The 26,981-nt window shown below is 74.7% G+C and carries 29 protein-coding genes; 14 read left to right on the forward strand and 15 right to left on the reverse strand.

Annotated elements, in window-relative coordinates; all coding sequences use genetic code 11:
* Nucleotides 1-7 precede the first annotated feature (7 nt).
* Entirely contained in the window at nt 8-1,057 is a 1,050-nt protein-coding gene (locus ACI79Z_RS11075) for an NAD-binding protein (RefSeq protein ID WP_387984929.1), read from the forward strand.
* On the opposite strand, the gene ACI79Z_RS11080 is transcribed toward ACI79Z_RS11075, so the two are convergent.
* Together ACI79Z_RS11080 and ACI79Z_RS11085 are read right to left on the reverse strand one after the other, a co-directional pair.
* Entirely contained in the window at nt 1,028-2,248 is a 1,221-nt protein-coding gene (locus tag ACI79Z_RS11080) for a serine/threonine-protein kinase (RefSeq protein WP_456902642.1), read from the reverse strand. The two genes, ACI79Z_RS11075 and ACI79Z_RS11080, sit on opposite strands and share 30 nt — an antisense overlap.
* A gap of 40 nt (nt 2,249-2,288) precedes the next feature.
* The gene (locus ACI79Z_RS11085; protein ID WP_387984923.1) at nt 2,289-2,414 is read right to left on the reverse strand and encodes a hypothetical protein; all 126 of its coding nucleotides are present in this window, start codon (nt 2,412-2,414) and stop codon (nt 2,289-2,291) included.
* 84 nt (nt 2,415-2,498) lie between these two features.
* Between ACI79Z_RS11085 and ACI79Z_RS11090 the strand changes: the two genes are divergently transcribed.
* Nucleotides 2,499-5,657 (forward strand): carboxyl transferase domain-containing protein, encoded by a 3,159-nt coding sequence (locus ACI79Z_RS11090; protein WP_456902643.1) that lies wholly within the window; start codon nt 2,499-2,501, stop codon nt 5,655-5,657.
* Nucleotides 5,658-5,694: 37 nt separating this feature from the next.
* The gene (locus tag ACI79Z_RS11095) at nt 5,695-5,892 is read left to right on the forward strand and encodes a hypothetical protein (protein ID WP_387984917.1); all 198 of its coding nucleotides are present in this window, start codon (nt 5,695-5,697) and stop codon (nt 5,890-5,892) included.
* Between the two features lie 2 nt (nt 5,893-5,894).
* Here ACI79Z_RS11095 and ACI79Z_RS11100 read toward each other — a convergent pair whose 3' ends face one another.
* The gene (locus ACI79Z_RS11100) at nt 5,895-6,398 is read right to left on the reverse strand and encodes a DUF2505 domain-containing protein (RefSeq protein WP_456902644.1); all 504 of its coding nucleotides are present in this window, start codon (nt 6,396-6,398) and stop codon (nt 5,895-5,897) included.
* 54 nt (nt 6,399-6,452) lie between these two features.
* Here ACI79Z_RS11100 and ACI79Z_RS11105 point away from each other — a divergent pair, with 54 nt between their 5' ends.
* Entirely contained in the window at nt 6,453-6,923 is a 471-nt protein-coding gene (locus ACI79Z_RS11105) for a GNAT family N-acetyltransferase (RefSeq protein WP_387984911.1), read from the forward strand.
* Between the two features lie 16 nt (nt 6,924-6,939).
* Here the strand turns inward: ACI79Z_RS11105 and ACI79Z_RS11110 are convergent, their stop codons facing one another.
* Together ACI79Z_RS11110 and ACI79Z_RS11115 are read right to left on the reverse strand one after the other, a co-directional pair.
* Nucleotides 6,940-7,962 (reverse strand): hypothetical protein, encoded by a 1,023-nt coding sequence (locus ACI79Z_RS11110; protein ID WP_456902645.1) that lies wholly within the window; start codon nt 7,960-7,962, stop codon nt 6,940-6,942.
* Between the two features lie 219 nt (nt 7,963-8,181).
* On the reverse strand, nt 8,182-9,096 hold the full coding sequence (locus ACI79Z_RS11115) for an EamA family transporter (protein WP_456902646.1): 915 nt from the start codon (nt 9,094-9,096) through the stop codon (nt 8,182-8,184).
* 72 nt (nt 9,097-9,168) lie between these two features.
* Here ACI79Z_RS11115 and ACI79Z_RS11120 point away from each other — a divergent pair, with 72 nt between their 5' ends.
* Nucleotides 9,169-10,068 (forward strand): LysR family transcriptional regulator, encoded by a 900-nt coding sequence (locus ACI79Z_RS11120; protein ID WP_456902647.1) that lies wholly within the window; start codon nt 9,169-9,171, stop codon nt 10,066-10,068.
* A gap of 6 nt (nt 10,069-10,074) precedes the next feature.
* Here ACI79Z_RS11120 and ACI79Z_RS11125 read toward each other — a convergent pair whose 3' ends face one another.
* The 3 genes from ACI79Z_RS11125 to ACI79Z_RS11135 are packed head-to-tail and all read right to left on the reverse strand — an operon-like array spanning nt 10,075 to nt 12,361.
* On the reverse strand, nt 10,075-10,527 hold the full coding sequence (locus ACI79Z_RS11125; protein ID WP_456902648.1) for a TspO/MBR family protein: 453 nt from the start codon (nt 10,525-10,527) through the stop codon (nt 10,075-10,077).
* 42 nt (nt 10,528-10,569) lie between these two features.
* Complete coding sequence (locus ACI79Z_RS11130) at nt 10,570-11,424, reverse strand: SDR family oxidoreductase (RefSeq protein ID WP_456902649.1); 855 nt, start codon at nt 11,422-11,424, stop codon at nt 10,570-10,572.
* Nucleotides 11,425-11,473: 49 nt separating this feature from the next.
* Nucleotides 11,474-12,361 (reverse strand): helix-turn-helix transcriptional regulator, encoded by an 888-nt coding sequence (locus tag ACI79Z_RS11135; RefSeq protein WP_456902650.1) that lies wholly within the window; start codon nt 12,359-12,361, stop codon nt 11,474-11,476.
* A 132-nt stretch (nt 12,362-12,493) separates the two neighbouring features.
* Here ACI79Z_RS11135 and ACI79Z_RS11140 point away from each other — a divergent pair, with 132 nt between their 5' ends.
* Both ACI79Z_RS11140 and ACI79Z_RS11145 read left to right on the forward strand, forming a co-directional pair.
* A complete protein-coding gene (locus ACI79Z_RS11140; protein WP_387984891.1) occupies nt 12,494-13,516 on the forward strand; it encodes a zinc-dependent alcohol dehydrogenase family protein in 1,023 nt (340 codons plus the stop codon).
* A gap of 109 nt (nt 13,517-13,625) precedes the next feature.
* Nucleotides 13,626-14,666 carry an NAD(P)-dependent alcohol dehydrogenase gene (locus ACI79Z_RS11145; protein WP_456902651.1) on the forward strand — a complete coding sequence of 347 codons (1,041 nt, stop codon included), beginning with the start codon at nt 13,626-13,628 and terminating at the stop codon, nt 14,664-14,666.
* Nucleotides 14,667-14,706: 40 nt separating this feature from the next.
* Here ACI79Z_RS11145 and helR read toward each other — a convergent pair whose 3' ends face one another.
* From helR to ACI79Z_RS11175, 6 genes are all read right to left on the reverse strand, one after another.
* Nucleotides 14,707-16,857, reverse strand: a complete 2,151-nt coding sequence (helR, locus tag ACI79Z_RS11150) for an RNA polymerase recycling motor ATPase HelR (protein ID WP_456902652.1) — start codon at nt 16,855-16,857, stop codon at nt 14,707-14,709.
* Nucleotides 16,858-16,945: 88 nt separating this feature from the next.
* Nucleotides 16,946-17,830 carry an ABC transporter permease gene (locus tag ACI79Z_RS11155; protein WP_456902653.1) on the reverse strand — a complete coding sequence of 295 codons (885 nt, stop codon included), beginning with the start codon at nt 17,828-17,830 and terminating at the stop codon, nt 16,946-16,948.
* Nucleotides 17,830-18,630, reverse strand: a complete 801-nt coding sequence (locus tag ACI79Z_RS11160; RefSeq protein ID WP_456902654.1) for an ABC transporter permease — start codon at nt 18,628-18,630, stop codon at nt 17,830-17,832. Before ACI79Z_RS11160 ends, ACI79Z_RS11155 begins: the two co-directional genes overlap by 1 nt.
* Nucleotides 18,627-19,454, reverse strand: coding sequence for an ABC transporter ATP-binding protein (locus tag ACI79Z_RS11165; RefSeq protein WP_456902655.1), 828 nt, complete (start codon nt 19,452-19,454; stop codon nt 18,627-18,629). Before ACI79Z_RS11165 ends, ACI79Z_RS11160 begins: the two co-directional genes overlap by 4 nt.
* Before the next feature lie 7 nt (nt 19,455-19,461).
* Entirely contained in the window at nt 19,462-20,538 is a 1,077-nt protein-coding gene (locus ACI79Z_RS11170; RefSeq protein WP_456902656.1) for an ABC transporter substrate-binding protein, read from the reverse strand.
* Between the two features lie 136 nt (nt 20,539-20,674).
* Entirely contained in the window at nt 20,675-20,905 is a 231-nt protein-coding gene (locus ACI79Z_RS11175; RefSeq protein ID WP_387984873.1) for a hypothetical protein, read from the reverse strand.
* 104 nt (nt 20,906-21,009) lie between these two features.
* On the opposite strand from ACI79Z_RS11175, the gene ACI79Z_RS11180 reads away from it, so the two are divergent.
* Together ACI79Z_RS11180 and ACI79Z_RS11185 are read left to right on the forward strand one after the other, a co-directional pair.
* The gene (locus ACI79Z_RS11180; RefSeq protein ID WP_456902657.1) at nt 21,010-21,585 is read left to right on the forward strand and encodes a dihydrofolate reductase family protein; all 576 of its coding nucleotides are present in this window, start codon (nt 21,010-21,012) and stop codon (nt 21,583-21,585) included.
* 142 nt (nt 21,586-21,727) lie between these two features.
* Complete coding sequence (locus ACI79Z_RS11185; protein ID WP_456902658.1) at nt 21,728-22,249, forward strand: hypothetical protein; 522 nt, start codon at nt 21,728-21,730, stop codon at nt 22,247-22,249.
* Nucleotides 22,250-22,458: 209 nt separating this feature from the next.
* On the opposite strand, the gene ACI79Z_RS11190 is transcribed toward ACI79Z_RS11185, so the two are convergent.
* A complete protein-coding gene (locus ACI79Z_RS11190) occupies nt 22,459-22,698 on the reverse strand; it encodes a hypothetical protein (RefSeq protein WP_456902659.1) in 240 nt (79 codons plus the stop codon).
* 190 nt (nt 22,699-22,888) lie between these two features.
* On the opposite strand from ACI79Z_RS11190, the gene ACI79Z_RS11195 reads away from it, so the two are divergent.
* The 5 genes from ACI79Z_RS11195 to ACI79Z_RS11215 all read left to right on the forward strand — a co-directional run bounded on the left by ACI79Z_RS11195 (nt 22,889) and on the right by ACI79Z_RS11215 (nt 26,956).
* Nucleotides 22,889-23,194 (forward strand): DUF4177 domain-containing protein, encoded by a 306-nt coding sequence (locus ACI79Z_RS11195; RefSeq protein ID WP_456902660.1) that lies wholly within the window; start codon nt 22,889-22,891, stop codon nt 23,192-23,194.
* 181 nt (nt 23,195-23,375) lie between these two features.
* The gene (locus tag ACI79Z_RS11200) at nt 23,376-24,467 is read left to right on the forward strand and encodes an MrcB family domain-containing protein (protein WP_456902661.1); all 1,092 of its coding nucleotides are present in this window, start codon (nt 23,376-23,378) and stop codon (nt 24,465-24,467) included.
* Between the two features lie 122 nt (nt 24,468-24,589).
* On the forward strand, nt 24,590-25,543 hold the full coding sequence (locus ACI79Z_RS11205; protein WP_456902662.1) for a hypothetical protein: 954 nt from the start codon (nt 24,590-24,592) through the stop codon (nt 25,541-25,543).
* Nucleotides 25,540-25,959 (forward strand): hypothetical protein, encoded by a 420-nt coding sequence (locus tag ACI79Z_RS11210; RefSeq protein ID WP_456902663.1) that lies wholly within the window; start codon nt 25,540-25,542, stop codon nt 25,957-25,959. Before ACI79Z_RS11205 ends, ACI79Z_RS11210 begins: the two co-directional genes overlap by 4 nt.
* Nucleotides 25,960-26,026: 67 nt before the next feature.
* Entirely contained in the window at nt 26,027-26,956 is a 930-nt protein-coding gene (locus ACI79Z_RS11215) for a hypothetical protein (protein WP_456902664.1), read from the forward strand.
* Nucleotides 26,957-26,981: the final 25 nt, after the last annotated feature.

Raw genomic sequence — 26,981 nt, forward strand, 5'->3', positions numbered from 1 at the left:
CCCGTTGGTGTTCGTCCTGCAGCGGCTGCTCCGCGCCCTCCGTGTCCGGCTCTCGGGCTGGCGCCTGCCGCTGGCGGTCATCCTGCTGGTGTTCCTCACCAGCTGGGCGGCGATGGCGCTGGTCGAGCCGGCCGGGACCGGCATCGCGGCGCCGGAGAGCTACTGGTGGTACTTCGTCATCACCGCCGCGACCGTCGGCTACGGCGACCTGTACCCGTCGTCGGTCGGTGGCCGGGTCGTCGGCGCCTACGTCGTCGTCGGCGGGATCGTCACGCTGACCCTGCTGTTCACCGAGCTGGCCACCGCCCTGCAGACCGCGCGGGGCAGGCGACTGAGAGGAGTGGTCGGCCTGGACCTCCGGGACCACGTCGTCGTGCTGGGCTACACCCCGGGGCGGACCGAGCGGATCGTCACCGAGCTGACCGTCGAGCCGGGCACCCGCATCGCGCTGTGCGCCCACGACGACGTGACGGTGAACCCCATGCCCGAGGAGGCGGCGGTCTCCTTCGTCCGCGGCGACCTCACGCACGCCGACGTCATGGACCGCGCCGGCGTGGCCCGCGCCCGCACGGTCGTCGTCGACGGCCGCGACGACAACGAGACCCTGGCCATCGCGGTCGCCGTCGACCACGCCAACCCGCGGGTGCACATGGTCGCCGCGGTCCGCGACCTGGGCCGGCGCGACACGCTCCGCTACGTCAACCCCGGCGTGCAGGTCGTGCAGTGGCACATGCCCTTCCTGCTGTCGGAGGAGGCGGCCGACCCCGGGCTGACCGAGATCTACAACGAGCTCATGACGGCGGGCGGGCACGGCAACACCTACTCGCTGCGCGTGCCGGCCGGGGCGCGGCCGCGGACGTTCGGCGAGTGGCAGACCGCCCTCGGCCGCGACCACGGCGCCACCGTGCTGGCGCTGCGGACCGCCGAGGACCTGCGGGTCAGCCCCGCCTGGGACACCCCGGTCCCGCAGGGCGCGACGCTGTACTACGTGGCGGCGCAGCGGCTGGACGTCACGCGGCTGGACCGCTCACCACACGCCGACCGCGGCGGCCAGTAGCGCCAGCAGCCCGCCGACGGCGGCCAGCACGGCGAGCAGCGCGATCAGCACCGGCACGACGACCCAGCGGCGCCGGAACCGCCGCCGCCGCGCCGGCCGCGGCGGGGGCGGGGGCGGGGGTGGTGCCGGCGGGGGAGCGGCGGCCCGGGCGTGCCGCTCGGCGCGCCGCTCCCGGCGCCGGTCGGCGAGGTACCGCGCCTGGTCCCGGGCGTCGCGGGCGACGGTGCCGAGCACCGCGGCCAGCCCGCGCAGGTCCTCGAGGTCGAAGCGCTCGACCCGGTCCCCGGGGGCGAGGCGCGGGCCGTCGTGGCGGGTGCCGGGGTCCTCGGCGGCGGGGGTCCACGCCGGCGCCGCGGCCGGCCCGGCCCGCTCGGCCAGGGCCTGCAGGGCGGCGCGCGTCCGCGCGACGTCCCAGCGCCGCGCGGGGTCCTTGGTCAGCAGCCCCTCGAGCACCGGCGCCAGCGGGCCGGCCCGCTCGGCCGGCGCGGGGTCCTCGGAGACGACGGCCAGCAGCGTGGCCATCGACTCGGGCCGGTCGAAGGCCCGCCGGCCCTCGACGGCGGTGTAGAGCGTGGCGCCCAGCGACCACAGGTCCACCGCCGGGCCGGGCTCCTCGCCCCGCGCCCGCTCCGGCGCCATGTAGGACGGCGAGCCGATGATCGCCCCTGACGTGGTGATCGACGGCCCGCCCGTGGCGACCGCGATGCCGAAGTCGGTGAGGTGCGCCGCGCAGTCGCGGCCGACGAGCACGTTGGCCGGCTTGACGTCGCGGTGCACGATCCCGGCGGCGTGCGCGGCCTCCAGCGCGGCCAGCACGTCGAGGCCGATGCGGGCCACCGTGGGCCAGGGCAGCGGGCCCTGCCGCTCGACGATCTCCTGCAGGCTCCGGGAGTCGACGAGCTCCATGACCAGCCAGGGCCGGCCGTCCTCCTCGACGACGTCGTAGAGCGTGGTCACGCACGGGTGCACCAGCCGCGCCGCCGCCCGGGCCTCCCGCAGCGTGCGGTCGCGCAGCGCCGCGCGCTCGTCGTCGCCGAGGTGGGCCGGGAAGGTCACCTCCTTGAGCGCCACGGGCCGGCCCAGCACCTGGTCGGTCGCGCTCCAGACCACGCCCATCCCGCCGCGGCCGAGCATCCCGGTGACCGCGTAGCGGCCGGCGACCAGCCGCCCTGCACCCGTGTCGGCGGACATGGGCGGACGGTACGCCGGTGGAGGAGCCGGCGTCCCGCCCTCAGTCGGTCCCGTCCTGCGCCGGCTCCGGGTCGCTCTGCGCCTCCAGGGAGGCCTCGGTCTCCGCGTCCTCCATCTCGAGGGCGATGTCGCGCGGCTGCGGCTGGTCCGGCTCAGGCGTCGTCATGACCGCAGCCTGCCCGCCGACGGCGCGGTCCGCTCCCCGGGACGGCGTCGCGGCGTGACCGGCGCCACCTAGACTCCGGCGCCGATGAGCATCACCCGCCTGCTGGTGGCCAACCGCGGCGAGGTCGCCGTCCGGGTGTTCCGCAGCGCCGCCGCCCTGGGCCTGTCCACCGTCGCCGTCGCGCCGGAGGACGACGCCGGGAGTCTGCACGCCCGCCGCGCCGACGAGGTCGTCCGGCTGCCCGGGACCGGACCGGCGGCGTACCTGGACGTCGGCGCCGTCGTCGGGGCCGCCGTCCGCGCCGGCGCCGACGGGCTGCACCCGGGCTGGGGCTTCCTCGCCGAGAGCCCCGACCTGGCCCGCGCCTGCGCGGACGCCGGGATCGCGTTCGTCGGCCCGGACGCCGCCGCGCTCGCCCTGCTCGGCGACAAGACCGCCGCCCGCGCCCGCGCCGGCGAGCTGGGCCTGCCGGTGCTCGCCGCCACCGACGGCGACACCGACCTCGCCGCCGCGACCGCCTTCCTCGCCGGCCTGGGCGACGGCGGCGCGGGGATGGTCAAGGCGGTGGCCGGGGGCGGCGGCCGCGGGATGCGCCCGGTGCGCGACCCCGCGGACCTGCCCGCCGCGCTGGAGCGGGCCCGCTCGGAGGCGCGGGCGGCGTTCGGCGACGGCGCGGTGTACGTCGAGCGGCTGCTGACCGGCGCCCGGCACGTCGAGGTGCAGGTGGCCGGCGACGGCGCGGCCGTGGTGGCCCTCGGCGACCGCGACTGCTCGCTGCAGCGGCGGCGGCAGAAGCTGGTCGAGGTCGCGCCCGCGCCCGGCCTCGACGACGGCCTGCGCGCCCGGCTGGCCGGGTACGCCACCGCGCTGTGCGGGTCGCTGGCCTACCGCGGGCTGGCCACCGTGGAGTTCCTGGTCCGCCACGACGAGGTTCGCGGCGACGAGGTGGCCTTCCTCGAGGTCAACCCGCGGCTGCAGGTCGAGCACACCGTGACCGAGGAGGTCACCGGGCTGGACCTGGTCGAGGTCGGCATCCGGCTGGCCGAGGGCGCGACGCTGGCGGACCTCGGGCTGTCCGCGCCGCCGCCGTCCCGCGGGGCCGCCGTGCAGGCGCGGGTCAACGCCGAGACGCTGCTGCCCGACGGCACCGTGCACCCCGGCGCCGGCCGGCTGGAGCGGTTCGTGCCGCCGACCGGGCGCGGCGTGCGGGTGGACACCGGCGTGGTCGCCGGCGACGAGGTCGGCCCGCGCTACGACTCGCTGCTGGCCAAGGTGGTCGTCGCCGACCGCGACCTGCCGCGGGCGCTGGCCGGCTGCCGCCGCGCGCTGGCCGAGCTCGACGTCGCCGGGGTGCCGGTGAACGCGGACCTGCTCGCGGCGCTGCTGGACCTCCCCGAGGTGGCCGGCGGCCGCGCCACCACCGACCTCGTCGACGCGCGCCTGGCCGGGCTGGTGCCCGACCGCCCGGCCGAGGTCGCGGCGGCCGTCGACGGCGTGCTCCCGGTGACCGCGCCGCTGTCGGGCGCGGTGGTCGAGGTGGCCGCCGCCGACGGCGACGCCGTCGCCGCCGGGGCGACGCTGCTGGTGCTCGAGGCGATGAAGATGGAGCACGTCGTGCCCGCGCCGGCCGCCGGCGTGGTCACCGGGCTGGCCGTGCGGGTCGGCGACGTCGTCACGGCGGGGACGGTGCTCGGCGGGGTCGTCCCCGGCGAGGCCGGCGACGCCGGGGGCGGGCCGGGCGGGGAGGACCCGGACGCCGTCCGCCCCGAGCTGGCCGAGCTGCACGAGCGGCGCGCCGCCACCCTCGACGACGCCCGGCCCGAGGCGGTCGCCCGCCGCCACGAGGCGGGGCGGATGACCGCGCGGGAGACGGTGGCGGCGCTGGTCGACGAGGGCACCTTCGTCGAGTACGGCCAGCTCGGCATCGCCGCCCAGCGGGCGCGGCGGACGCTGGCGGAGCTGGTCGCGCGGACGCCGGCCGACGGCATGGTCACCGGCGTCGGCGAGGTCGGCGGCGTGCCGTGCGCGGTCCTCGTCTACGACTACACCGTGCTGGCCGGCACCCAGGGCCGCACCAACCACCGCAAGACCGACCGGCTGCTCGAGGTCGCCACCGAGCGCGGCCTGCCCGTCGTGCTGGTCGCCGAGGGCGGCGGCGGACGACCCGGCGACACCGACGGCGGTGGCTTCTCCCGGCTCGACGTCCCGACCTTCACCACGATGGCGCGGCTGGCCGGGCGGGTGCCCACGGTCGCCGTCGTCTCGGGGTACTGCTTCGCCGGCAACGCCGCGCTGGTCGGCTGCTGCGACGTCGTCATCGCCACCGCGGACAGCAGCATCGGGATGGGCGGCCCGGCGATGATCGAGGCCGGCGGGCTGGGCGTCGTCGCGCCGGAGGACGTCGGACCGACGGCGGTGCAGGCGGCGAACGGCGTGGTCGACGTCGTGGTGCCCGACGACGCCGCGGCCGTGGCCGCCGCGCGGCAGGCGGTCGGGCTGCTGACCGGGCGGGTCGTGCCGGGGGAGGCCGCCGACCAGCGGCCGCTGCGGACGGCCCTGCCGGCCAACCGGGTGCGCAGCTACGACGTGCGCCCGGTGGTCGCCACGCTCGCCGACGACGGCAGCGTGCTGGAGCTGCGGCCGTCGTTCGGGCGCGGGATCGTCACCGCGCTGGCCCGCCTGGACGGGCGGCCGGTGGGGTTCGTGGCCAACGACCCGCGGCACCTCGGCGGGGCGATCGACGGCGAGTCGGCGGACAAGGCCGCGGCGTTCCTGCGGCTGTGCTCCTCGGCCGGGCTGCCGGTGGTGTCGCTGGTGGACACCCCCGGGTTCATGGTCGGCCCGGAGTCCGAGCGCACCGGCACCGTGCGCCGCTTCGGCGGGCTGTACGTGGCCGGGGCGCAGCTCCGCGTCCCGCTGCTGGCGGTGGTGCTGCGCAAGGCGTACGGGCTGGGCGCGATGGCGATGCTCGGCGGCGACCTGCAGGTCCCGCTGCTCACGCTGGCCTGGCCGACCGGCGAGTTCGGGCCGATGAGCCTGGAGGGGGCGGTGCGGCTCGGGTACCGGCGCGAGCTGGCGGCGCTGCCGCCCGGGGACCGCGACGCCCGGTTCGCCGAGCTGGTCGCGGCGTCCTACGCGCAGGGCAGGGCGCTCAACGTGGCGTCGGCGTTCGAGGTGGACGACGTCGTCGACCCCGCGGACACCCGCGACGTGCTGGTCCGCGCCCTGGCCGGACTGGCGTGAGCAGGCAGTGGGCGGCGCCCGCGGCTACCGTCCGGCCATGCCGCAGTTCCGCCTGACCACCGGTGACGGCGCCGTCCTGCACGAGTGGGACGCCGCCGACGCGACCGCCGCCGAGACCGAGGCCGTCGACGTCGTCGCCCGCCACCGCGCGGAGGACCCGCCCGGTGCCGCGGAGTACGTGCTCGTCGACGGCGCCGGCGGCGACGTGGCGCGCTGGGGCTCGGACGCGCCCTGAGCTCAGCTCTCCCCGAGGCGGCGCTGCAGCACCTCGTGCTCGCGCCGCAGCACGACCTGGGTGACCAGGTCGCGGACCGCGCCCTCGGCCTGACGGCCGATGAGCGGGGCGTCGACCCTGGCGTCGCCGGTCACGGTGGCGCGGGTGCCGCCGCCGGCCGCGGGGGTCAGCCGGCGCTCGCAGGTGACCCGCGCCTCGCGGCCCATGATCTCGGCGCGCAGGTCGAGGGCGCCGCGGTAGCCGCCGTCGCCGTCGGGCCGCCAGGTGGTGGTCTCGGTGACCGGGACCGTCCTGCCCACGAAGCGGGCGAAGACCGGCGGGATGCCCGTCGTCGGCGCCGACAGCCGCACCCGGGTGGTGGTGCCCGCCCCGTTCGCCTCGCTCGAGACCTCGTGCACCTCGGCGTCCAGGGCCTGGGCGACCTCGCGCAGCAAGACCTCGTCGGTGAGCTCGGCGAACACGCGGTCGGGGGCGGCGGTGTAGCTGGTGGTGGCGTCGATGGGCACGCCCCATCCTCGGCTGTGCCCCAGCGCGCCGCCCGGCGGGGTCAGACTGCGGCCGTGGGCGAGGTGGTCATCCGGCCGGCGGGTCCCGCGGACGCCGCCGCCGTCGCGGGGGTGCACGCGCGGGCCGGGCGGGCGGCGTGGTCGGCGTTCCTCGGCGACGTCCTGGCCGAGCCGGACGTGCCCCTCTGGCGGGAGCGGGTGGCCGCGGACGGGTTCCTCGTGGCCGAGCGGGACGGCGTCGTCGTCGGGTTCGGGCGGGCCGACGTCGCGACCGGTGAGGTCGCGCTGCTCTACGTGGACCCCGCCGAGCAGGGCAGGGGCACCGGGCGGGCGCTGCTGGCGGCCGTGCTGGACCTGCTGCGGACGGCCGGGTGGGACCGCGCCCGGCTGCGCACCGAGGAGCGCAACGCCGGCCCGCGCGCCTTCTACGAGCGGGCCGGGTGGCGGCCGACGGGCGAGGTGCTCGAGCGCGAGTGGGCAGGCCGGCGGCTGCGCGAGGTCTGGTACGTCCGGGACCTGGACTGAGCGGTCCGCGCCCGGCTCAGGGAGCCGGGGCGGGCTCGCCGGCGGGGGACTCCGCCGCGGTGCGCCCCTCCGGCGCCGGGGGCTCGGGGGACTCCGCGGTGGACGGGTCGGCAGGCGGCTCGGGGCAGGCCGGGACCGGCGGGCACCCGGGCGTGGTGGCGTCCGGGTCGGTGGCCGGGTCGGTGGCCGGGTCGGTGGCCGGGGCCGCCGCCGGATCCGTCGTCGGGTCCGTGGTCGGGGCGGCCGTCGGGTCGGTGGCCGGGTCCGGTGTGGTCCCGGTGTCCCCGCACGACGGCTCGTCGGCGGGCGGCTGGTCAGCGGGCGGCTCGTCGACCGGCGGCTGTTCGGCGGGCGGGTCCTCGGCGGGCGGTTCCTCGACCGGCTGCTCGACCGGGGGCTGCTCGACCGGCGGCTGCTCGACCGGCGGCTGCTCGACCGGCGGCTGGTCCGCGGGTGGCTCCTCGCCCGGCTCCGGTGCCGGCGGCGCGGGGTCCGCCGGTGCGGGAGGCTGATCGGCGGGAGGCTGCTCGGCGGGCGGTTGCTCGACCGGAGCCGGCCGGTCCGCCGGCGCCTCGACCGCGGGAGCCACGGGAGCCGGGGCGGCCGGGGCGGGCGCTCGGGGCGCCGGAGTGGCAGGGGCCGGGACAGCGGGCGCGGGGTCGAGGGGCGCGGGGTCGAGGGGCGCGGGATCGAACGGGACCTCCGTCGGCAGGGACCGGTCGTCGCTGGACCCGCGCGGGAACGAGTTCCGGGGGAGGGTGCCGGGAGAGGAGTCGTCTGCGTCGTCGTCCGGGGTGGCCCGGGTGGCGGCCGCGGGGGCCCAGCCGTCCTCGAACCCGGGCGCGGTGACGCCGATGCTCGGCATCACCAGCGGGCCGCCCTCGGGCAGGCCGTCGTCGCCCGAACCGCCCCGCCGGGCCTCGGCGTCGGCCGACGTCGTGTCCGCTCCGACCGCACCCGCGACCGGCGGCCCGGAGACCGCGGCCAGCGCGGCCGCCATCCCGAGCGCGCACGCGCTGGCGCCGAGCCCCGGGATCAACCGGGCGGATCGGACCCCGCGTCGCCTCTTGTCCATGGACGCTTCCCCCTGAGCTGTCACTGCGCCCTCAATCCTGACCCGGGCCGTTCCGTACGTCCACGAATGTCGGTGCTGTTCACCCGTGTGTCGCGGGAACCCCCCGGGAGAGGGCCGGGACCGGGCGTTCGGCACGGCGGCAGGTCGAGGTCGGTCCCGGAGCGCGGTGCAGGGCTGGTCCGGTCAGGCGGTGGAGTGCTCCAGGACGCGAGGTGCCGGCCGGGTCCGGGGCGGCCGGCTGCCGAACAGGACGCCGGCCACGACGAGGGCGCCGCAGGCCAGCTCGACCAGCGGCGACCGCTCGCCGAAGAACAGCCACGCCGAGCCCATCCCGACGATGGGCACCAGCATCGAGAACGGGGCCACGGTGCCCGAGGGGTGCCGGCTCATCAGCGCCGTCCAGATGCCGGAGCCGAGCAGCGTGGCGACCACGACGGTGAACAGCAGGCCGGCCAGCGCGAGCAGCCCCGTCGTCGTCCCGAGCGTCGTCAACGACGCGCCGATGCGGGCCGGGCCCTCGGTCGCCAGCGACAGCGCGAGCATCGGCAGCGGCGGCACGACGGTCATCCAGAGCATCAGCCGGAACGGGCGGGCCGGGCGCGCCTGCCGGTTGCACAGGTTGCCCAGCGCCCAGCCGAGCCCGCCGCACAGCGTCAGCAGCACCGGCAGCAGCGTGGCGCCGCCGTCCAACCCGGCCCGGTGGACGGCGATGCCGGCCAGGCCGACGACGGCGAGCGCGACCCCGGCCGCCTGCCGCCCCGTCAGCCGCTCACGGAGCAGCAGCCCGGCCAGCACGACCGTGAACGGCGCCGAGGACTGCAGCACCAGCGAGGCGAGGCCGGTCGGCATGCCGGTGTCCATCGCGACGTAGAGGAAGACGAACTGCAGGACGCCGAAGCCGGTGCCGTACCCGAGCACCCACCGCCACGGGACGCCGGGCCGCGGCACGAGCAGCACCGTCGGGACGGCGACCAGCGCGAACCGCAGCGCGACGAGGAAGAACGGCGGGAACTGCTCGAGCGACAGGTGGATCGCCGGGAAGTTCAGTCCCCAGACGACGGCCACGAGGAGGGCGAGCAGGCGGTCGCGGGTCGGCACGCCGTCGAGCGTGCGCCCTGCAACCTTCCAGCACCAGCGAGATCTCGTGACACGACGATGTAGCGTCGCTGCATGGACGTCCGCGCGCTGCAGACCCTCCGCGCGGTGCGGACGCAGGGCGGCGTCACCGCCGCGGCCGCCGTCCTGCACCTGACGCCGTCGGCGGTGTCCCAGCAGCTGGCCGCGCTCTCGCGGGAGGCCGGGGTGCCGCTCACGGAGCGGGTCGGGCGCGGGCTGCGGCTGACCGCGGCGGGGGAGGCGCTGGCCGAGGCGGCGGTCGACGTCGCGGTCGCCGTCGAACGGGCGCGGGCCGCCTGCGCCGCCTTCCTCGAGCGTCCCGAGGGCACCGTGCGGGTGTCGGCGTTCCAGAGCGGTGCCCAGCTGCTGCTGCCGCCGCTGCTCACCCGGGTGCGCGAGCTCGGCGGGATCACCGTCGAGTGCTCGGACGAGGACGTCGCGCTCGACGAGTTCCCCGCGCTCACCGACCGGGTCGACGTCGTCGTCGCCCACCGGCCCGACGGCACGCAGTGGCCCGCCCCGGGGCTGCGCGTCGTCCCGCTGCTGCGCGAGCCGCTCGACGTCGCCGTGCCCCGCGACCACCCGCTGGCCGGCCGGTCGCGGGTGCGGCCCGGGGACCTGGTGGGCGAGGACTGGATCGCCGTCCGCGAGGGCTTCCCGGTCGCCACCGTGCTGGCCGCCGTCGCCGCGGGGTCGGGCACCGCGCCGCGGATCACCCACCGGATCAACGACTTCTCCGTCGTCGAGGCGCTGGTGGCCGCCGGTCACGGGATCTCGCTGCTGCCGCGGTTCACCCGCGGCGGCCACCCCGGCGTGCGGCTGCTGCCGCTGGCGGGGGTGCGGGCCGGACGGCAGGTCGACGCGCTGCTGCGGCCGGACACCGCCGAGCGGCTGGTCGTGCGCCGCGTGCTCGACGCCCTCGTGGACGTCGCCGCCGAGGCCGCGGGCGGATGAGACCGGTCAGCGGCGGTTGCGGCGGGCGATCTCGGCGCTGAGCACCGTCGCGAACGCCGTCCACGCCGCGTAGGGGAGCAGGGCCCGACCGGCGGCGCGGTCCACCCGGCCGGCGCGCCGGGTGAGGTCGGCCGTCGACGCCGCCAGCAGCGCCGCCTCCGCCGCCGCCAGCGGGGGCCGGTGGGCGCGGAAGAAGGCCCACGTCCAGCCCGCGTTCAGCACGAGGTTGCCCGCGAGGGCCCGGGCGTCCGCCGGGTCGCCCCGCTCCAGGAGGCGTCCGCCGGCGAACGCCAGCAGCGCGTACAGCGCCGTCCACGCGATCCCGAACACCGGGCCGGGTGGCTGCCGGCGCGGCGTGTCGAGCCCGCGGTACCAGGACGAGCCGACGTCGGTCCCGGCCGAGCCGACCAGGGCGGTCAGCCCGACGGCGGTCGAGGCGGTCAGCAGGGGACGTCGCACGGGTTCAGCCTGCGCCGCGGGCGGCGGACCCGCCCGCGGAGCTCAGGGCTTCCAGCGGTGCAGGCCGGTGACCCGGCGGACGGCGGCGGCCGCCACCCGGTACGGCACCTTGTCCAACACCGCGGCCAGCTTCGCGTCCGGCCCGACGGTCACCCGGAACCGCGGGCGGTCCGCGTCCAGGGCGCGGGCGACGGCGCGGGCCACCTCGCGCGGGTCGCGCGAGCGGGGGAGGTGCTCCTCCTCGACGAACCGCTCCACGGTCCGCAGCAGGCCGGTGTAGGGGCTGCCGGGCGGGGTGACACGGGGCGTCGTCGCCCAGATCGCGGTGTCGTAGTTGCCCGGCTCGACCAGCACCACCCGGACGCCGAACGGCTCGACCTCGTAGGCCAGGGACTCCGCCCAGCCCTCGAGCGCCCACTTCGACGCGCAGTACAGCGACAGCCCGGGGTTGCCGTAGCGGGCGGAGTCGCTGGAGACGAGGACCAGCCGCCCGGACCGCTGCCGCCGCATGACCGGCAGCACGAGCTGGGTGAGCCGCAGGGCGCCGAGCAGGTTGGTGTCGAGGACCCGGCGCCACTCGTCCTCGTCGGTGTCCTCGAACGCGCCCCCGCTCGCGGTGCCGGCGTTGTTCACCAGCGCGTCGAGCCGGCCACCGGTGAGGCCGAGGGTCTCCTCCACCGCCCGCCGGGAGGACTCCGCGTCGGTCACGTCCAGCTGGACGACGTCGAGCGGCTCCAGCCCCGCCTCGCGGGTGCGGGCGTCGAGCGCCGCCCGCCGGCCCGGGTCGCGCATCGAGGCGACGACGTGCCGGCCGCGGCGGGCCAGCTCGACGGCGGTCTCCAGGCCGAGCCCGGAGGAGCACCCGGTGACCAGGACGGTGCGCTGCTCGGTGTCCACGCCACCCGCATCGGCAGTCCGGCCGGCCGACCGGACGACACCCGCCGGGTCAGACGCGGTCGGCCGCCGCGCCGGGCTGCTCCTGTCCCGCGGTCGCGGCCCAGCTGGCGAGCAGCCTGAGGGCGTCCTCCGACGGCGTGCCGGGCTCGGCGGTGTAGATCGTCATGCGCAGGTCCGCGGAGTCCTCGGCCGGCAGGTCGAACGTGTGGTAGCCCAGGTCGAGCGTGCCGACGACGGGGTGGTGGAACCGCTTGGCGCCGTTGTGGTGGATGCGGACGTCGTGCGCCGCCCAGCGGACCCGGAACTCCTCGCTGACCGTGGACAGCTCCCCGACCAGCTCGCGCAGCTGCGCGTCGTGCGGGCGGCGGCCGGCCTCCCCGCGCAGCAGCGCGACGGTGGTGTTGGCGGCGAGCTCCCAGTCGGCGTAGTAGTCGCGCGCACCCGGGTCGAGGAACTGGAAGCGGGCGAAGTTCGCCGGCCGCCGCGGACCGTCGAACAGCGGTGAGTGCAGCGCCCGGCCGAGGGCGTTGGTCGCCAGGACGTCCAGGCGGCCGTTGGCGACGAGGGCGGCCGAGCCCGTCATCGAGTCGAGCATCCACTGCACCCGCGGCTGTATCCGCGCCCTGCCGCGACGCTGCGGCGTGCGGGCCGGGCGGGTGGCGGCGCGGGCCAGGTTGAACAGGTGGGTGCGCTCGGCCTCGTCGAGCCGCAGCGCCCGGGCGACGGCCTCGAGCACGTCCTCGGAGACGCCGGCGATGTGGCCCTTCTCCAGCCGGGTGTACCAGTCGGTGCTCACCCCGGCGAGGACGGCGACCTCCTCGCGGCGCAGCCCGGGCACCCTCCGGCGTCCGCCGCCGGGCAGCAGCCCGGCCCGCTCCGGACTGATCCGGGCGCGCCGGCTGACCAGGAAGTCGCGGATGTCGGCGCGGTTGTCCACTCGTCCGACGGTACGGCGGCCCGCCGGGCCAGGGGGGTCGTGCCAGTACCCCCACAAGGCCGACCCCCCGCGCGTGCGCCGGAGGGGGTTCCGTGGGGTGCACACCCCGAACGACCCACGAGGAGCAGCACCGTGCGAGGAGCCGTCCTGTACGCCCCCGGCGACGTCCGCGTCGAGGACCGCCCGGACCCGCGGATCGAGCAGCCCACCGACGCCGTCATCCGGCTCGCCGCCGCCTGCGTGTGCGGCTCGGACCTGTGGCCCTACCGCGGCATCGAGGCGGTGGCCGGCCCGTCGCCGATGGGGCACGAGTACGTCGGCGTCGTCGAGGAGGTCGGCAGCGAGGTCCGCACCGTCCGGCCCGGGCAGTTCGTCGTCGGCTCCTTCTTCGCCTCCGACAACACCTGCGAGATCTGCCGCGCCGGCTACCAGACGCACTGCGTCAACCGGCAGCCCGGCGCCCCGACCGGCGCGCAGGCGCAGTACGCGCGGATCCCGCTGGCCGACGGCACCCTCGTCGCCACCCCCGACCTGCCGTCGGACGACCTGGTCCCCGGCCTGCTCGCCGCCTCCGACGTGCTGGGCACCGGCTGGTTCGCCGCCGTCGCCGCCGAGGCCGGCCCCGGCAGGACGGTCGCCGTCGTCGGCGACGGCGCGGTCGGCCTGCTCGGCGTCCTGGCCGCCCGGCAGCTCGGCGCCGAGCGGGTCGTCGTCTTCAGCCGGCACGAGGACCGGCAGCGGCTGGCCCGCGAGTTCGGCGCCACCGACGTCGTCACCTCCCGCGGCGACGAGGGCGTGGCGGAGCTGGAGGAGCTCACCGGCGGCCTGGGCGCGCACTCGGTGATCGAGGCCGTGGGCACCCAGGAGTCGATGGTGCAGGCGATCCGCGCCACCCGCGCCGGCGGCCACGTCGGCTACGTCGGCGTCAGCCACGACGTCTCGCTGCCCGGCGAGGAGCTGTTCTTCTCCGGCGTCCACCTGCACGGCGGCCCCGCCCCGGTGCGCCGGTTCCTGCCCGAGCTGATCGACCTGATCTGCAGCCGCACCATCGACCCCGGGAGGGTCTTCGACCTCGAGCTCCCGCTGGAGCAGGCCGCCGAGGGCTACCGCGCCATGGACGAGCGCCGCGCCATCAAGGCGCTGCTGCGCCCCTGAGGCCGACGACCAGCACGCCGCCGTCCACTGGCTGACCCCCGTCACCGACGAGGAGCACGCCGCCGCCCCGCCGTCGACTGACGGCCCCCAGAACGGAGAGCACCCCCTCGTGCGCGTCACCGCCTACGCCGCCCCGGCCGCCGGCCGGCCCCTGGCCCCCACGACCATCGAGCGCCGCGACGTCGGCCCGGACGACGTCCTCATCGCCATCGAGTACGCCGGCATCTGCCACTCCGACATCCACACGGTCAACGGCGACTGGGGCCCGCAGCCCTTCCCCGTCGTCCCCGGCCACGAGATCGTCGGCGTCGTCGCCGAGGTCGGCGCCGACGTCACCACCCACCGGGTCGGCGACCGCGTCGGCGTCGGCTGCATGGTCGACTCCCGCGGCGAGTGCGCGAACTGCCGCAACGGCGACGAGCAGTACTGCCTGGACGGCATGGTGCCCACCTACGCCGGCACCGACCGGGATGGCACCACCACCCAGGGCGGCTACTCCACCCACGTGGTCGTCGACGCCGGCTTCGTCCTGCGGGTGCCCGACGGCATCGACCCCGCGGCAGCCGCGCCGCTGCTGTGCGCCGGCATCACCACGTACTCGCCGCTGCGCCGCTGGGGCGCCGGGCCGGGCCGGCGGGTCGCCGTCGTCGGCCTCGGCGGGCTGGGCCACGTGGCCGTCAAGCTCGCCGCCGCGATGGGCGCCGAGGTCACGGTGCTGTCCCAGTCGCTGAAGAAGCAGGAGGACGGCCTGCGGCTCGGCGCCACCCACTACGCCGCCACCAGCGACCCGGACACGTTCGCGCGGCTGGCCGGCCGGTTCGACCTGATCGTGAACACGGTGAGCGCGCCGATCGACCTCGACGCCCACCTGTCGCTGCTGGCCGTGGACGGCGCGCTGGTCAACGTCGGGGCGCCCGCCGAGCCGCTGAGCCTGCACGCCATGTCGCTGATCGGCGGCCGGCGCACCTACGCCGGCTCGATGATCGGCGGCATCGCCGAGACCCAGGAGATGCTCGACTTCTGCGGCGAGCACGGGATCGGCGCCGAGGTCGAGGTCATCCCCGCCGAGCGGGTCAACGAGGCCTACGAGCGGGTGCTCGCCTCCGACGTCCGCTACCGGTTCGTCATCGACACCGCCACCCTCCGCTGACCCGTGGCGCGGGCCCCGTCCCGCGGGGCCCGCGCCGCCGTCAGCGGCTCGTGAGGACGACGAGCCGCTGCGTCGCCCGGGTCATCGCGACGTACCGGTCGACCGCCCCCTCGATCCCCTCGCCGAACCGGTCGGGGTCGACGAGGACGACCAGGTCGAACTCGAGCCCCTTCGCCAGCACCGGCGTCAGCGACCGCACGCGCGACGTCGCCGGGAACGCCGGGTCGCCGATGACGCACGCGACGCCCTCGGCGTGCGCGGCCAGCCAGCCGTCCACGACCGCCCGCAGGTCCGCGGCGGACCCGTGCGCGACGGGGACGCCGGTGCTGCGGACCGACGTCGGCACGTTGGCGTCCGGGACCGCGGCCCGGATGACCGGTGCGGCCTCGGCCATGACCTCCTCCGGCGTGCGGTAGTTGACGGTCAGCGAGGCCAGCCGCACGTCGGGGAGGCCGACCCGCCCGAGCCGCTCCTCCCACGACTCCGGGAACCCGTGCCGGGCCTGCGCGCGGTCCCCGACGACGGTGAGGCTGCGGGACGGGCAGCGGCGCAGCAGCACCTGCCACTCCGCGTCGGTCAGCTCCTGCGCCTCGTCGACGACGACGTGCGCGAACGGGCCGGCGAGCACGTCCGGGTCGGCCTGGGGCAGCGCGGCCTCGTCGACCAGGGCGTCGCGGAGGTCCTGGTGGCGCAGGGAGGTCATCAGCAGCAGCTCGGAGTCGTCGGCCGCGATCAGCTCGTCGACGACGCCGGCCATCCGCTCGCGCTCGGCCGCGACGACCGCGTCGTGCCGGCGCCGCCGCCGCTCCACGTCCGGGTCGCCGATCCGCTGCCGCGCCGCGTCGAGCAGCGGCAGGTCCGACACCGTCCACGCCCGCGGGTCCGCGCGCCGCAGCGCCCGGACGTCGTCGGCAGCGAGCCAGGGCGCGCACCGGCGCAGGTAGGCCGGCACCGACCACAGGTCCCCGACGACGTCGGCGGCCTCCAGCAGCGGCCAGGCGCGGTCGAACGCCGCACGCAGGTCGCCGTCCCGCCGCACCGCCCGCCGCACCTCGTCCGGCTCGGCGTCCTCGTCGTCGTGCGCGTCCACGACGATGGAGACCAGCGCCTCCCACGCCTGCCCGCGCGCCTCGTTGTGCGGTGTGCCGGGGTCGGGCGCCTCGAACGCCTCGGCCCAGTCGTCGGGGCCCAGCCACACGTCGGCCCACGGGGTCGTGACCGTCGTCCCGCGGGACGGCGGCTCCTCGTGGAAGCGCACCGCCGCCTCGACCGCCTCGGCCATCCGCGCGGACGCCTTCAGCCCGGCCACGTGCGGGTCGGCCTCGACACCGGCCGTCGCCCCCTCGGGCACCAGGTCCCGCAGCGTGCAGGTCCGCACGCCCTCCTCGCCGAGGCCGGGCAGGACGTCGGAGACGTAGGCCAGGTAGGGCTGGTGCGGGCCGACGAACAGCACGCCGCCCCGGTGGTGCCCGAGGCGCGGGTCGGAGTAGAGGAGGTAGGCGGTGCGGTGCAGGGCGACGACGGTCTTGCCCGTCCCCGGGCCGCCGTCGACGACGAGCGCGCCGCGGGAGCCCGCGCGGATGATCGCGTCCTGGTCGGCCTGGATGGTGGCGAGCACGTCCCGCATGCGGTCCGACCGGTCGCTGCCGAGGCTGGCGATGAACGCGGACTGGTCGTCGAGCGCGGCGTGCCCCCGGAGCCCGTCGGGGGTGAACACCTCGTCCCAGTAGTCGGTGATCCGGCCGCGGGTCCAGCGGTACCGGCGGCGGCTGGCCAGCCCCATCGGGTCGGCGTGGGTGGCGCCGAAGAACGGCGCGGCGGCCGGGGAACGCCAGTCGACCAGCAGCCGGCGGCCCGCGCCGTCGGTGAGGCCGAGCCGCCCGACGTAGACCGGCTCGCCGCCGTCCGCGGGCACCGTGCGCCCGAGGCACAGGTCCAGGCCGAAGCGGCGCAGGGTCCGCAGCCGGGAGGTGAGCCGGTGCACCTCCAGGTCCCGGTCCAGCGCCGCCTGGCCGTGGCCGCCGGGGGACCGGCGCTCGGCGTCGAGGCGGTTGCCCAGCTCGGCGACGGTCCGCTCGAGGCTCGCCGCGACGGCGGCGAGGTGCGCGGCGTCGTCGGCGACCAGCGCCGGGTCCGCCTTGGCGGCGAGGTCGTCGGGGAGGGCGAACACGGTGGTGCTCAGGGGGGTCACGGCGGGCGAGTGTGGGCCCCGACCCGGGCCTTGCCGCAAGCCCCGGGGGGCGCTATACGTTGAGGTGGGAGGACGGACGGCCCCCGTCTCAGGTGCCCTCGCCCGGCGTCATCCCCATCCGGGCCAGCACGACCGTCTCCCCGATCTGCACGAGGTGGTAGAGCACCAGCGACACCGCGGTCACCACCACGACCGCCGACCAGACCAGCGAGAACTGCACCTGCGCGTACGCGGTCTGGATCGCCGAGCCGATGCCGTCGCCGGTGGCCAGCCACTCGACCAGCAGCGCCCCGGTGAGCGCGCCGGGCACGGAGACGCGGACGGCGGCGAAGAACGCCGGCAGCGACGCGGGCAGCGCCACCTTCCGCAGCGCGGTCAGCGGGCCGCCCCCGTACACGTGCACGACGTCGAGCACCTGCGGGGACGCCGACCGCAACCCGAAGGCGATCGTCACCAGCGCGGGGAACAGCACGACGATCCCGGCGACCACCGCGACCGTGGCGACGTCCCGGCCGAACACCAGGATGATCAGCGGCGCCATCGCGACCAGCGGCACCGAGCGCAGCAGCATCGCGATCGGCATGAGCGCGTGCTCCACGCCCCGCGACAGCCGGAACGCCGTCGCGCCCAGCAACGCCGCCGCCAGGCCGGCGACGAAGCCGATCAGGGCGTGCCCCAGGCTGGTGCCCAGCCGGTCGAGCAGCAGCGACCGGTGCTCGCCGGCGTCGTCGTCGGTGACCAGGTACGCCCACACGTCCAGCGGGCCCTTGGCGACGTAGGACGAGATGCCGAACAGCTCGATCACGCCGACCCACAGCACCCCGACGACGACCAGCGTCCCGAGGGAGGTGAGCAGCGAGCGCGCCAGCGCGCGCAGCACCGCCCGGGTGGCCTGCCGCCGGACCTCCCCGCGCCGGGCCGCGGCGTCCCCCGCCGCGGCCGCCGTCCGGGGCCCGCCGGGCGTCTGCGCCATCAGGACTGCCGTCCTCTCGACCAGGGGGTCACGAACCGGGCGACCAGCCCGAGCAGGGCGAAGCCGACGGTCGCCACCGCACCGGAGGCCAGCGCGATGCCCCACACCCGCGCCGGGTTGAGGCCCTGCTGCGCGGCGGTCATCGCCGGCCCGATGCCGACGTCGACCTTGCCGAAGTACTCGCCCAGGACGGCGCCGAGGAAGCAGGCCGGCACCGCGATCTGCAGCGCGGTGAGGACGCCCGGCAGCGCGGCGACCAGCCGGACCTTGCGCAGCTGGGTGAGCGCCCCGCCGCCGTGGACGGCGACCACGTCGAGTGCGGCCCGGTCGGCGGCGCGCAGGCCGAGCAGCGTGCCGACGACGGTGGTGAAGAAGCAGCTCAGCGCCGCGAGGAAGACCGCCGTCCCGGAGGCCTCGCCGACGTCCGGGGCGCCGGTGATGATCAGCACCAGCGGGCCGACGGCGACGATCGGCACGCAGTAGGTGATGGTCGCCAGCTGCGTGACGACGCCCTCGGTCCGCGGCACCACCAGGACGACGGCGGCCAGCAGCAGCGCGAGCCCGTTGCCCCACAGGAAGCCCCGTGCGCCCTCCTCCAACGTCACGCCGAGGTTGCGGCCGTAGAACGCCCAGCCGTCGGCGGCCCACTGGGCCACCACCTCGGGCGGGGTGGGGACCGCGTCGACCGAGCCGGCGCCGACGTCGGACAGCACCGTGACGGCGGCCAGCCACCACAGCGCGACGACCAGTGCCGACCCGAGCGCGCCGACCGCCCAGGACGGCAGCCGGACGCCGCTCACCCGCCGTCCCCGTCCGTCCCCGCGCCGGTGCCGAACAGCAGCTCCGACGCCCGGTCGACGTAGGCGTGGAACTCCGGCGTCCGCTGCATCTCCGGCGTCCGCGGGCGGGGGAGGTCGACGTCGATGACCTCCCGCACGCGGCCCGGCCGCGGGCTCATGACCGCCACCTGGTCGGAGAGGAACACCGCTTCGGTGATGCCGTGGGTGACCATGAGGGTGGTCGCCGGCTTCTCGGTCCAGATCCGCAGCAGCTCGAGGTTGAGCCGCTGGCGGGTCATGTCGTCCAGGGCGCCGAACGGCTCGTCGAGCAGCAGCACCGACGGCCTGAGGACCAGCGCCCGCGCGATCGACACGCGCTGGCGCATGCCGCCGGACAGCTGCGCCGGCCTGGCCTTCTCGAAGCCCTCGAGCCCGACGAGCGCGACCAGATCGCGCACGTACGCGTCGTCGACCCGCACCCCGGCCACCTCGAAGGGCAGCCGGATGTTGGACAGCACGCTGCGCCAGGGCAGCAGTGCGGCGTCCTGGAAGGCGATGCCGAGCTCGTGCCCGCGGCGCAGCTCCTGCGGGCTCTTCCCGTCGACCCGGATCGAGCCGCCGGTCGGCTGCTCCAGCCCGGCCAGCACCCGCAGGATCGTGGACTTGCCGCAGCCCGACGGGCCGAGCAGGGAGAGGAAGCTGCCGCGGTCGGTGTGCAGGTCCACCGCGGACAGCGCCTCGACCCGGCGGGTGCCCATCGAGAAGGTCTTGGACAGGCCGGTGATCTGCACGCCGGTGCCCAGGGCGGCGCCCCGGGCACCGGACGTGGTGGTCGTCTCGGTCACCGGGTCGTCAGGGCCGGTAGTCCCTGAGCTCCGGGTTCTCCTCGTAGACCTCCTCGAGGAGGGACAGGTCGAACAGCTCGTCGGCCTGGATCTCGACGCCGGCGCCGGCCAGGGACTCGACGGTCTCCTGCTGCAGCTCGTCGGTGATCGTGAACAGGCCCTCGGCCTCGGTGTCCTCGGTGGTGATCAGCTCGTCGTTGGCGGTGTGCGCCGACTGCACCTCGTTCTCCCGGACCAGGCCGAGGTCGGCGCCGTAGCTCTCCAGGCAGACGTCGACGGCGGCCTCGGGGTCGGCCAGGACGTCGGTCCAGCCCTGGATCTCGGCGACGAGGAACGCCTTGAGCCTCTCGCGGTCCTCCGCGATCGACTGCTCCGTGGCGGTGAACGTCTCGGCGACGAAGGGCAGCCCGTTGTCGGCGAAGGGCAGGTTGGTGACGGCCAGGCCCTGGCTCGCCACGGTGATCGACTCGTTGGTCAGGTAGGCGACGAAGCCGTCGACCTCGCCGTTGACCAGCACGGAGGGGTCGTACTGCACCGGGACGACGGTGACCTGGCCCGGGTCGATGCCGTTGGCGGCCAGCAGCGCCTGGAAGAGGCTGGTGTTGGAGTCCTGGACGCCGATCCGCTTGCCGACCATGTCCTGCGGCGTCGCGATGTCCCCGCCGTCGGCCAGCGACAGGATCGTGAACGGGTTCTTCTGGTACGTCGTCCCGATGATCCGGACCGGGGCGTCCTCGTTGGCGACGGCGGTGCCGACCGAGACGGCGTCGCTGAGCGCGACGTCGACCGAGCCCTGCACCAGCTCGGCGACGCCGGTCGAGGGGCCGGCGACGAGGTTGACCGAGGAGAAGCCGGCGTCGGCGTAGTAGCCGTTGGTGTCGGCCACGTACTCGCCGAGGAACTCGGCGTTCTTGATCCAGGACAGCTGGACGGACAGCTCGCCGAAGCCGCCCTCGCCGGATCCCCCCGGTCCGCCGGGGTCGTCGGACCCGCCGCAGGCGCCCAGGGCCAGGGCCAGGCCCACGGCGGAGGTCGCCGCGGCGGCCCGCCGGAGAGGGGAGCGGGTGGGGGGCGGGAAGGTCATCGGGGTCCTCGCTCGGGTCGGCTGCGCGGTCAGCGGCGCCCGACACTCGCCGACGTTCGTTTCCGCCCGAGGCGCGTCGTGTCACCGCCGAGTTACCGCCGGTCCCGCGCCCGTGAGGAACCCCACGCCGCTCCCGTCAGCCGGCGGATCCCGTCGTCATCCGGTCCAGCACCTCCAGCCACGCCCGACGGACGTGCACGGGCTGGTCGTCGACCAGGGAGCCCAGGTGGGCGGGGTCGAGCCGGCCGGGGTCGACGACGGTGCCGAAGGCGAGGCGGAAGACGAGGTCGCTGACCTGGTCGCCCGCCAGGCCCGCGTCGGTCAACGGCTGCAGGACCCACCGCGGGTCCGCCGGCATCGTGCTCACGGACGATCTTCGTGCGCGGGCCGCCTCCCGGATGCACCCGGCGACGAGTCCCCGTCGTCCGGCCGGTCACCACCGTGCACGCTGCGGATGGGGAGGAGAGCCCGATGTCCGACCTGGTGGTGGACTTCATCGTCTCGCTCGACGGCTACGGGGCCGCGGAGGGCTGGCCCGGCTACTGGGGCATGGAGGGGCCCGAGTACCTCGGCTGGCTGGGGCAGGACGGCGCCCTGGAGCAGACCGTCCTCATGGGGGCGACGACGTACCGGCTGATGTCCGGCTTCGCCGCCGAGATCCCCGACGACCCCGGTCTCGCCGGCCTGACGGCGATGTCGAAGGTGGTCTTCTCCTCGACCCTGCGCGCGCCGCTGTCGTGGGCGAACACCGAGCTGGTCGACGGCGACGCCGTGGCCGCCGTGCGGGCGATGAAGGAGCGCGGCACGCGACCGCTGCGCACGGTGGGCAGCGTCAGCCTGTGCCGGTCGCTGCTCGCCGCCGGCCTGGTGGACCGCTACCGCGTCGTCGTCTTCCCGGTCATCACCGGCGCCACCGGGACCGACCGCGTCTACGACGGCTATCCCGACGTCGCTCTCGACCTGGTCGACAGCCGCCTGTTCGACGGCCGGCTCCAGCTGCTGGAGTTCGTCCCCACGGTGCTCGCCGGTCCGCCCGGGGCGACCTGAGGGAGCCCGGACCCCTCCGGCGGGGACCTTCGTGTCTTCTCCGGGGAACGGCGCGGTCCTAGCGTCGGGGCGAGCTGACCCCGGTGTCCGGTCAGACGCGGCCGGTGTCCCCGCATCCCCGCTCACCCCGGAGGTGGACGCCATGCGCACCCCGAAGAAGCGCACCAGCCTCGCCCTCGCCGGTTCCGCCGCCCTCGTCGCGGGGGTGGTCGTGTGGCCGGCGGGCGCGGCAGCCGCCCCGGAGGGCGAGGTCTTCGAGGGGACCTTCGAGACCGACCGGGTGGAGGAGGTCTTCCTCGACCACGACGCCAACGGCGTGCCCTCGCTGGGTGACGAGCTCGTCTACACCAACACCAGCACGGGCGGCCTCGGGGACGCCACCGACCGGGGCCACTGCGTGTTCCACCAGGTGGACCTCGCCGCCGACAGCACGGTGCTGCACTGCACCGCGACCAACGTCGGGCCGCGCGGCTCGCTCAGCGTGCAGGGCGTGAGCCGCACCGGCATCACGGCCCCGGTGCTGCGGGAGCCGAGCAGCTGGGCCGTGACCGGCGGCACCGGCGAGTTCGCCTCCGCGTCGGGGGAGATCCACATCGAGGAGTTCGAGGGCGCCGGGCTGGACTTCCGCTCCCGCGGGACGTTCCGGATCGTCCTCGGCGGCTGAGGGGCGTCCCGTGCCGGTCGCCGTCCCGGGCGACCGGCACTGCGCTCTCGTGCGGCCGCGCGCGACACGCCGCGTCGACCATCCCGGCCCGGCGGCCGGCGCCGGGCCGACCGTGTCCTCGCGGGGACCGCCGGTGTGTCCGCCCGTGACACCACGGGCCCCGGGGAGACCGGTGCCGCGTCTCCCCGGGGCCCGTCCGACCGGTCGGCTCAGCCGCCGAGCCGGGACCTGAGCAGCTGCTTGCCCTGTTCAGCGCCCTTGCGGCTGTCCGCCTGGGCCTTGCGGAAGAGCTCGGCGAGTTCGCCGTCGCCGTCGCGGTCGGCGTCCTGGATGTAGGTCTCCAGCCGCAGCGCGTTGCTCAGGCACTGCTCGGTGAACCAGATGAGGTTGTAGTCCTTGTCCTGGGTGCCGGTGACCTGCCCGGCCTCCTGGCCGCTGGTGGTGGTCATGGCTCGCTCCCTCCACTCGGGTGAGGGGTTCGGTCTACTCGCCGGCGACCGCGTGCGTCCACCACTACCTGCCTGGTGGTCCTCCGTGCCCGTACCCGGGCCGAGCGGTGCCGGACGCGTCGGCCGACGTGGACGCCATGGCGTCCGGCCGACGGACTGACCCGTCGAGCACCGACGAGGGGAGCGGGCGGTGGCCGGACGCCACGAGTACGAGGTCGAGGAGCTCCGCGAGGGCGTGATCGGCGGCAAGACGTCCGGCGACGAGCTCGAGAGGCTGCTCGACGAGCACGCCCGCGAGGGCTGGCAGCTCAAGGCGATCACGTCCGTCGACGTGAAGGGCCGCATCGGGCCGGGCAGCGTGGAGGGCAGCCTGGTGACCTTCGAGCGCCCCGTCGCCCGAGCACGCCCGGGACCGGCGACCGCTGCGCCGACCCACGCTCTCGTGTGTGGGGCGGGTGGGGCTCGAACCCACGACCCAGGGATTATGAGGACTTAGCCAATAAGCGCTGTGCTGACCAGGGAAAACGCCGGTCGGCAAGAAGCGTAGGCGGTCGAGTACCCGTCTCTTGCAGCGAGCTCCGGCAGTCCGGCTGCCAGCGTTGCGGGGGCCGGCGGACCAGCGCCGCACCGGCGGAGGTCCACCGACGTCGCCTACCGGCTGCATACAGTCCTCGCTCGTGCAGCCCGAGCTAGAAGAGATCCTCCTGCTCCAGACGGATTGGACCTCAGGCAACTCCGTCGCGATGCAGCGTCGCGGAGTCCTCATCCGCACGGAGGCGGCAGGTTGGCTACGGGACCGATTGGATGCCGTTACCACGGCGATGCCTCCGGACGCGCGCGATCTCGCGGTGACCGGCCGGGACTCCACCGGGCTCAAGGCCGAGGTGCCATGGATCCGCATCTTCTCGGCCACCCACTCCCCGAGCCCCCAGGAAGGCTGGTACCTGGTCTACCTCTTCAGCGCGCTCGGCGACCGGGTCTACCTGTCGCTCAACCAGGGCACCACCGTCTGGGTCAACGGAGAGTTCCGCCCCCGGCCTGCCGAGCAGCTCCGGGCTCGCGTGGAGTGGGCCAGGGCTCTCCTCGCCGACCGGTTGAAGGCGTTCGCCGGAGCGGTCTACGACATCAAGCTCGACGCTCGCTCATCGAACTTGGGACGCGGCTACGAACGCGGCAACGTCGTCGCTCTCGAATACCCCATCGACGCCATCCCTGCGGACGGTCAACTGAACGAGGACCTGCAGCGGCTCGCCGAGCTGCTCGGGGCCGTGTACGCATCCGACGTCATAGCTCCCGGGGAAATCGCGCCCGAGGTCGCCGATGCCGTCAACGCCGCCGAAGAGGTGGCCGAGCCGCGTCGGCGACGCCAGGGGCGGGGCTACCGCCTCAACACCGCCGAGCGCCTGGCGATCGAGCAGCACGCGGTACGGCTGGCGTGCCAGTACCTCAAGGAGCAGCAGTTCACCACGATCAAGGACGTCGGCTCGACTGAGTCGTACGACATCGACGCGCGTAAAGAGGGCCAGCGCCTTTACGTCGAGGTGAAGGGCACGGTCTCGGCCGGCGTCGAAGTGATCCTGACCAAGGCCGAGGTCGAGTTGCACAAGGCGTGCTACCCGAACACGGCGCTCATCGTCGTCCACAGCATCACGCTGCAGCGGGGCGAGAAGCCCGTCGCTTCCGGCGGGGTCCTCAAGGTGATATCGCCCTGGTCGCCCGAGGATGCGGCGCTGACCCCCATCACCTATCGCTACACCGTCACCGCGTAGGGGTGGCCAGGTTCCTGGCCTAGCGGGGTCTCGATCAAGCATCAAGCAGCTGAGTCCCGAGCGGCGCTCGCTCCGGGAGAACCGCGACTCGCGATCTCGTCTTCGCTGTTAGCCTCGCCTTCATGGCTCAAGAAGACGGCGACAAAGAGCATCCGGGGATGCAGCGAATCAGAAATGCTCTTTCCGACTTCCTGCGTTATGCCGCTGACACCATGAGTTTGATAGATCTTACCGAGGGCGGAGCGAGAGCCCTACTGGGCTATCGAAGCATCAACCTCCACATCAAAGATCTGTTGAGTGATCAGGAGTCGAAGTGGACAGCCGATGATGCGGCGCGACTGGAGAGAGCAGAGCGCAGCGCCCAGCTTGCAGAATCCGAGATTGAGCGCGGGTTTCCACTCCTGCACAATCACTCCTTGATGGGGCTCTGGGGAGCGCTCGAGGTAATGGTTGAAGATGTGAGCGCAAACTGGCTTGATGTTCACCCTGAGACCATGACTTCTGAACACTTCCCGAAGATCCAGGTCGAACTGAACAAGTTTCTCGCCCTGGACCCGCTTGAACAGAAGCGCCACGTCGTCGCGGAGTTGAAGAGCAAGAAGGGGACACCCCTACGAACAGGCGCAGGCCAATTCGAAGCACTACTCGACGCGATCGGCCTCGACGGCCCTCTTGACCCTGATGTCCGCAGTGTCCTCCGTATCGCGCAGGGCTTTCGCAACGTCGTCGCTCACAAGGGTGGAAGGGTGGACGCACGGCTGATTTCGACTTGCCCCGATCTCGGGTTGGAACTCGGGCGACCGATCCGCATCTCAGCAGCGCAGATGCAATCCATGGTCTTCGCAATGGTGATGTATGCAGAAGAGGTCAACCGGCGACAACGTGCCGCATCCGGCCTGCCTCCCGGCGGTGTGCAGCTACCGCCAGGCGTGGCCGCGCTCGGAGCTCTCGGAGCCGTTCAAGAGGCAGGTAGACGGAGCCAGCAACTAGGTCCGCCTGCAAGGTCTCCGAGTCGGCGTGCGCCCGCGAGCCTTGAGTTGAAGGGCGGACCCGGCGGTGCAGGGTGGGAGGCATGAACATCTGGCCGGCGGTCGTCGGTGTCGGTGGCGTCGTCCTGGGAGCGCTCATCGGCGGAACCATCTCGCTTCTCACCGGCTGGCAGTCCCGTCGGTGGGCACATCAGGAGTGGCTACTTGACCGCCGTAGCGACGTCTACACCGAACTGCTCACGGCCATCCAGGCGATCATGGACGCGGGGCCACAGGTCGACGCGCGGGAGCGGTCACGACTAGGCGGGGACATCTTCAGGGCCAGCATCCGTTGTCAGATGGTCGGGAGCAACGGCGTGGCGGAGGCCGTCAACAGCGTGCTCGCGGACGTCCCCGCCTACATACGCGAGGCGGCGGAGGCCAAGCGCATGACCAGGCACGGCCCCACCCTGCAAGACGCCATGCGTTGGGACCTCGTACGCGCCCCTCGGTTGCGTCAGTGAACATTCAGCGAAACGCCCTCGATAGGCTCATCCCTCGCGGCTGATGAGCGATGGCTAGACTTCGCCGATGCTGGAGGAAGTCATCGTTGATCGCGGCCCGCAATACGAACAGCTGAAAGAGTTGGCGGTAGGCCTCCGGGTTGAAGGTCACCTTCTCCACTCGATTGGGGACCCTACGTCGAGCAGCCCCTTTGCGGAGGCCAACGCGCTATATCGCTGGGAGAAGGCTTCCGACTGGTGCTACGAGTACCTCTCGGCTGCCATTGAAAGCGGGCTGATGTGGGCAGACTTCAGTGCGCCGCTGGAGTTTCATGAATCTGCCCGCGTCCGACTGAGGCCGCGTCCCATACAGGGCCTCGCTCGCTCGGCGCTTGAATCGGCATCTCAGGCTATCTGGGTAATGACCGCCGACTCACCGGAGGAGTTGGCTATCCGACACCTCCGTCTCATGTATGCCGATTTCGAGGAACAGCGCAAAGCGTACAAGCTACAGGGGAACCGCGTAGAACAGGCAAAGCGACAGATCGACCGCTTTCTCTCTCGCGTCGGTCCGGAATTGCAAGAGGCGGACGTGAAACGACGCGTCACGTACTTGGACACGATCCGAGGAGCCTCAACAGAGATGGGAATGAATCCGGACGCCGTTGAGTACCTGTGGAGATTGGCAAGCGGATCTACACACGGCAAGCGCTGGGCTGCATTAGACCTCAACGAGGTGGAGTTGAGGGAGGAGTATGAGCCGGGCCAGCACCGCGTGATGCGAACTCCCAAGTTTGAGCCCCTTCTCAAGGTCTTGGCCACAGCCTATGAGGCCATAAGGTTCGGCGTTGCAGTCTTCGCCGCTCGGTCGAGTGCCGATATCGGCCCCCTACGACGCGCTGCACTACTCGCCGTGGCGAGAGAGATGCCCGTACCCGCGGAGCGCGAACGAGAACGCCAGGAGCTCATCGAGCGGCTCTCGCAAGACTCTGTAGAGGCAAGGCCAGCCAGCGAATAGGCGTACAGCTGAGCTCGGCCGGTGC

Source organism: Geodermatophilus sp. SYSU D00663 (assembly GCF_054050655.1).

Excerpts from the sequence above, each read along its gene's own strand:
- ACI79Z_RS11180 (WP_456902657.1), top strand. The coding sequence starts at position 21,010 with ATGTCCGACCTGGTGGTGGACTTCATCGTCTCGCTCGACGGCTACGGG.
- ACI79Z_RS11210 (WP_456902663.1), top strand. The coding sequence starts at position 25,540 with ATGAACATCTGGCCGGCGGTCGTCGGTGTCGGTGGCGTCGTCCTGGGA.
- ACI79Z_RS11085 (WP_387984923.1), bottom strand. The coding sequence starts at position 2,414 with ATGACGACGCCTGAGCCGGACCAGCCGCAGCCGCGCGACATCGCCCTC.
- ACI79Z_RS11090 (WP_456902643.1), top strand. The coding sequence starts at position 2,499 with ATGAGCATCACCCGCCTGCTGGTGGCCAACCGCGGCGAGGTCGCCGTC.
- ACI79Z_RS11080 (WP_456902642.1), bottom strand. The coding sequence starts at position 2,248 with ATGTCCGCCGACACGGGTGCAGGGCGGCTGGTCGCCGGCCGCTACGCG.
- ACI79Z_RS11215 (WP_456902664.1), top strand. The coding sequence starts at position 26,027 with ATGCTGGAGGAAGTCATCGTTGATCGCGGCCCGCAATACGAACAGCTG.
- ACI79Z_RS11155 (WP_456902653.1), bottom strand. The coding sequence starts at position 17,830 with ATGGCGCAGACGCCCGGCGGGCCCCGGACGGCGGCCGCGGCGGGGGAC.
- ACI79Z_RS11095 (WP_387984917.1), top strand. The coding sequence starts at position 5,695 with ATGCCGCAGTTCCGCCTGACCACCGGTGACGGCGCCGTCCTGCACGAG.
- ACI79Z_RS11170 (WP_456902656.1), bottom strand. The coding sequence starts at position 20,538 with ATGACCTTCCCGCCCCCCACCCGCTCCCCTCTCCGGCGGGCCGCCGCG.
- ACI79Z_RS11185 (WP_456902658.1), top strand. The coding sequence starts at position 21,728 with ATGCGCACCCCGAAGAAGCGCACCAGCCTCGCCCTCGCCGGTTCCGCC.
- ACI79Z_RS11120 (WP_456902647.1), top strand. The coding sequence starts at position 9,169 with ATGGACGTCCGCGCGCTGCAGACCCTCCGCGCGGTGCGGACGCAGGGC.
- ACI79Z_RS11190 (WP_456902659.1), bottom strand. The coding sequence starts at position 22,698 with ATGACCACCACCAGCGGCCAGGAGGCCGGGCAGGTCACCGGCACCCAG.
- ACI79Z_RS11205 (WP_456902662.1), top strand. The coding sequence starts at position 24,590 with ATGGCTCAAGAAGACGGCGACAAAGAGCATCCGGGGATGCAGCGAATC.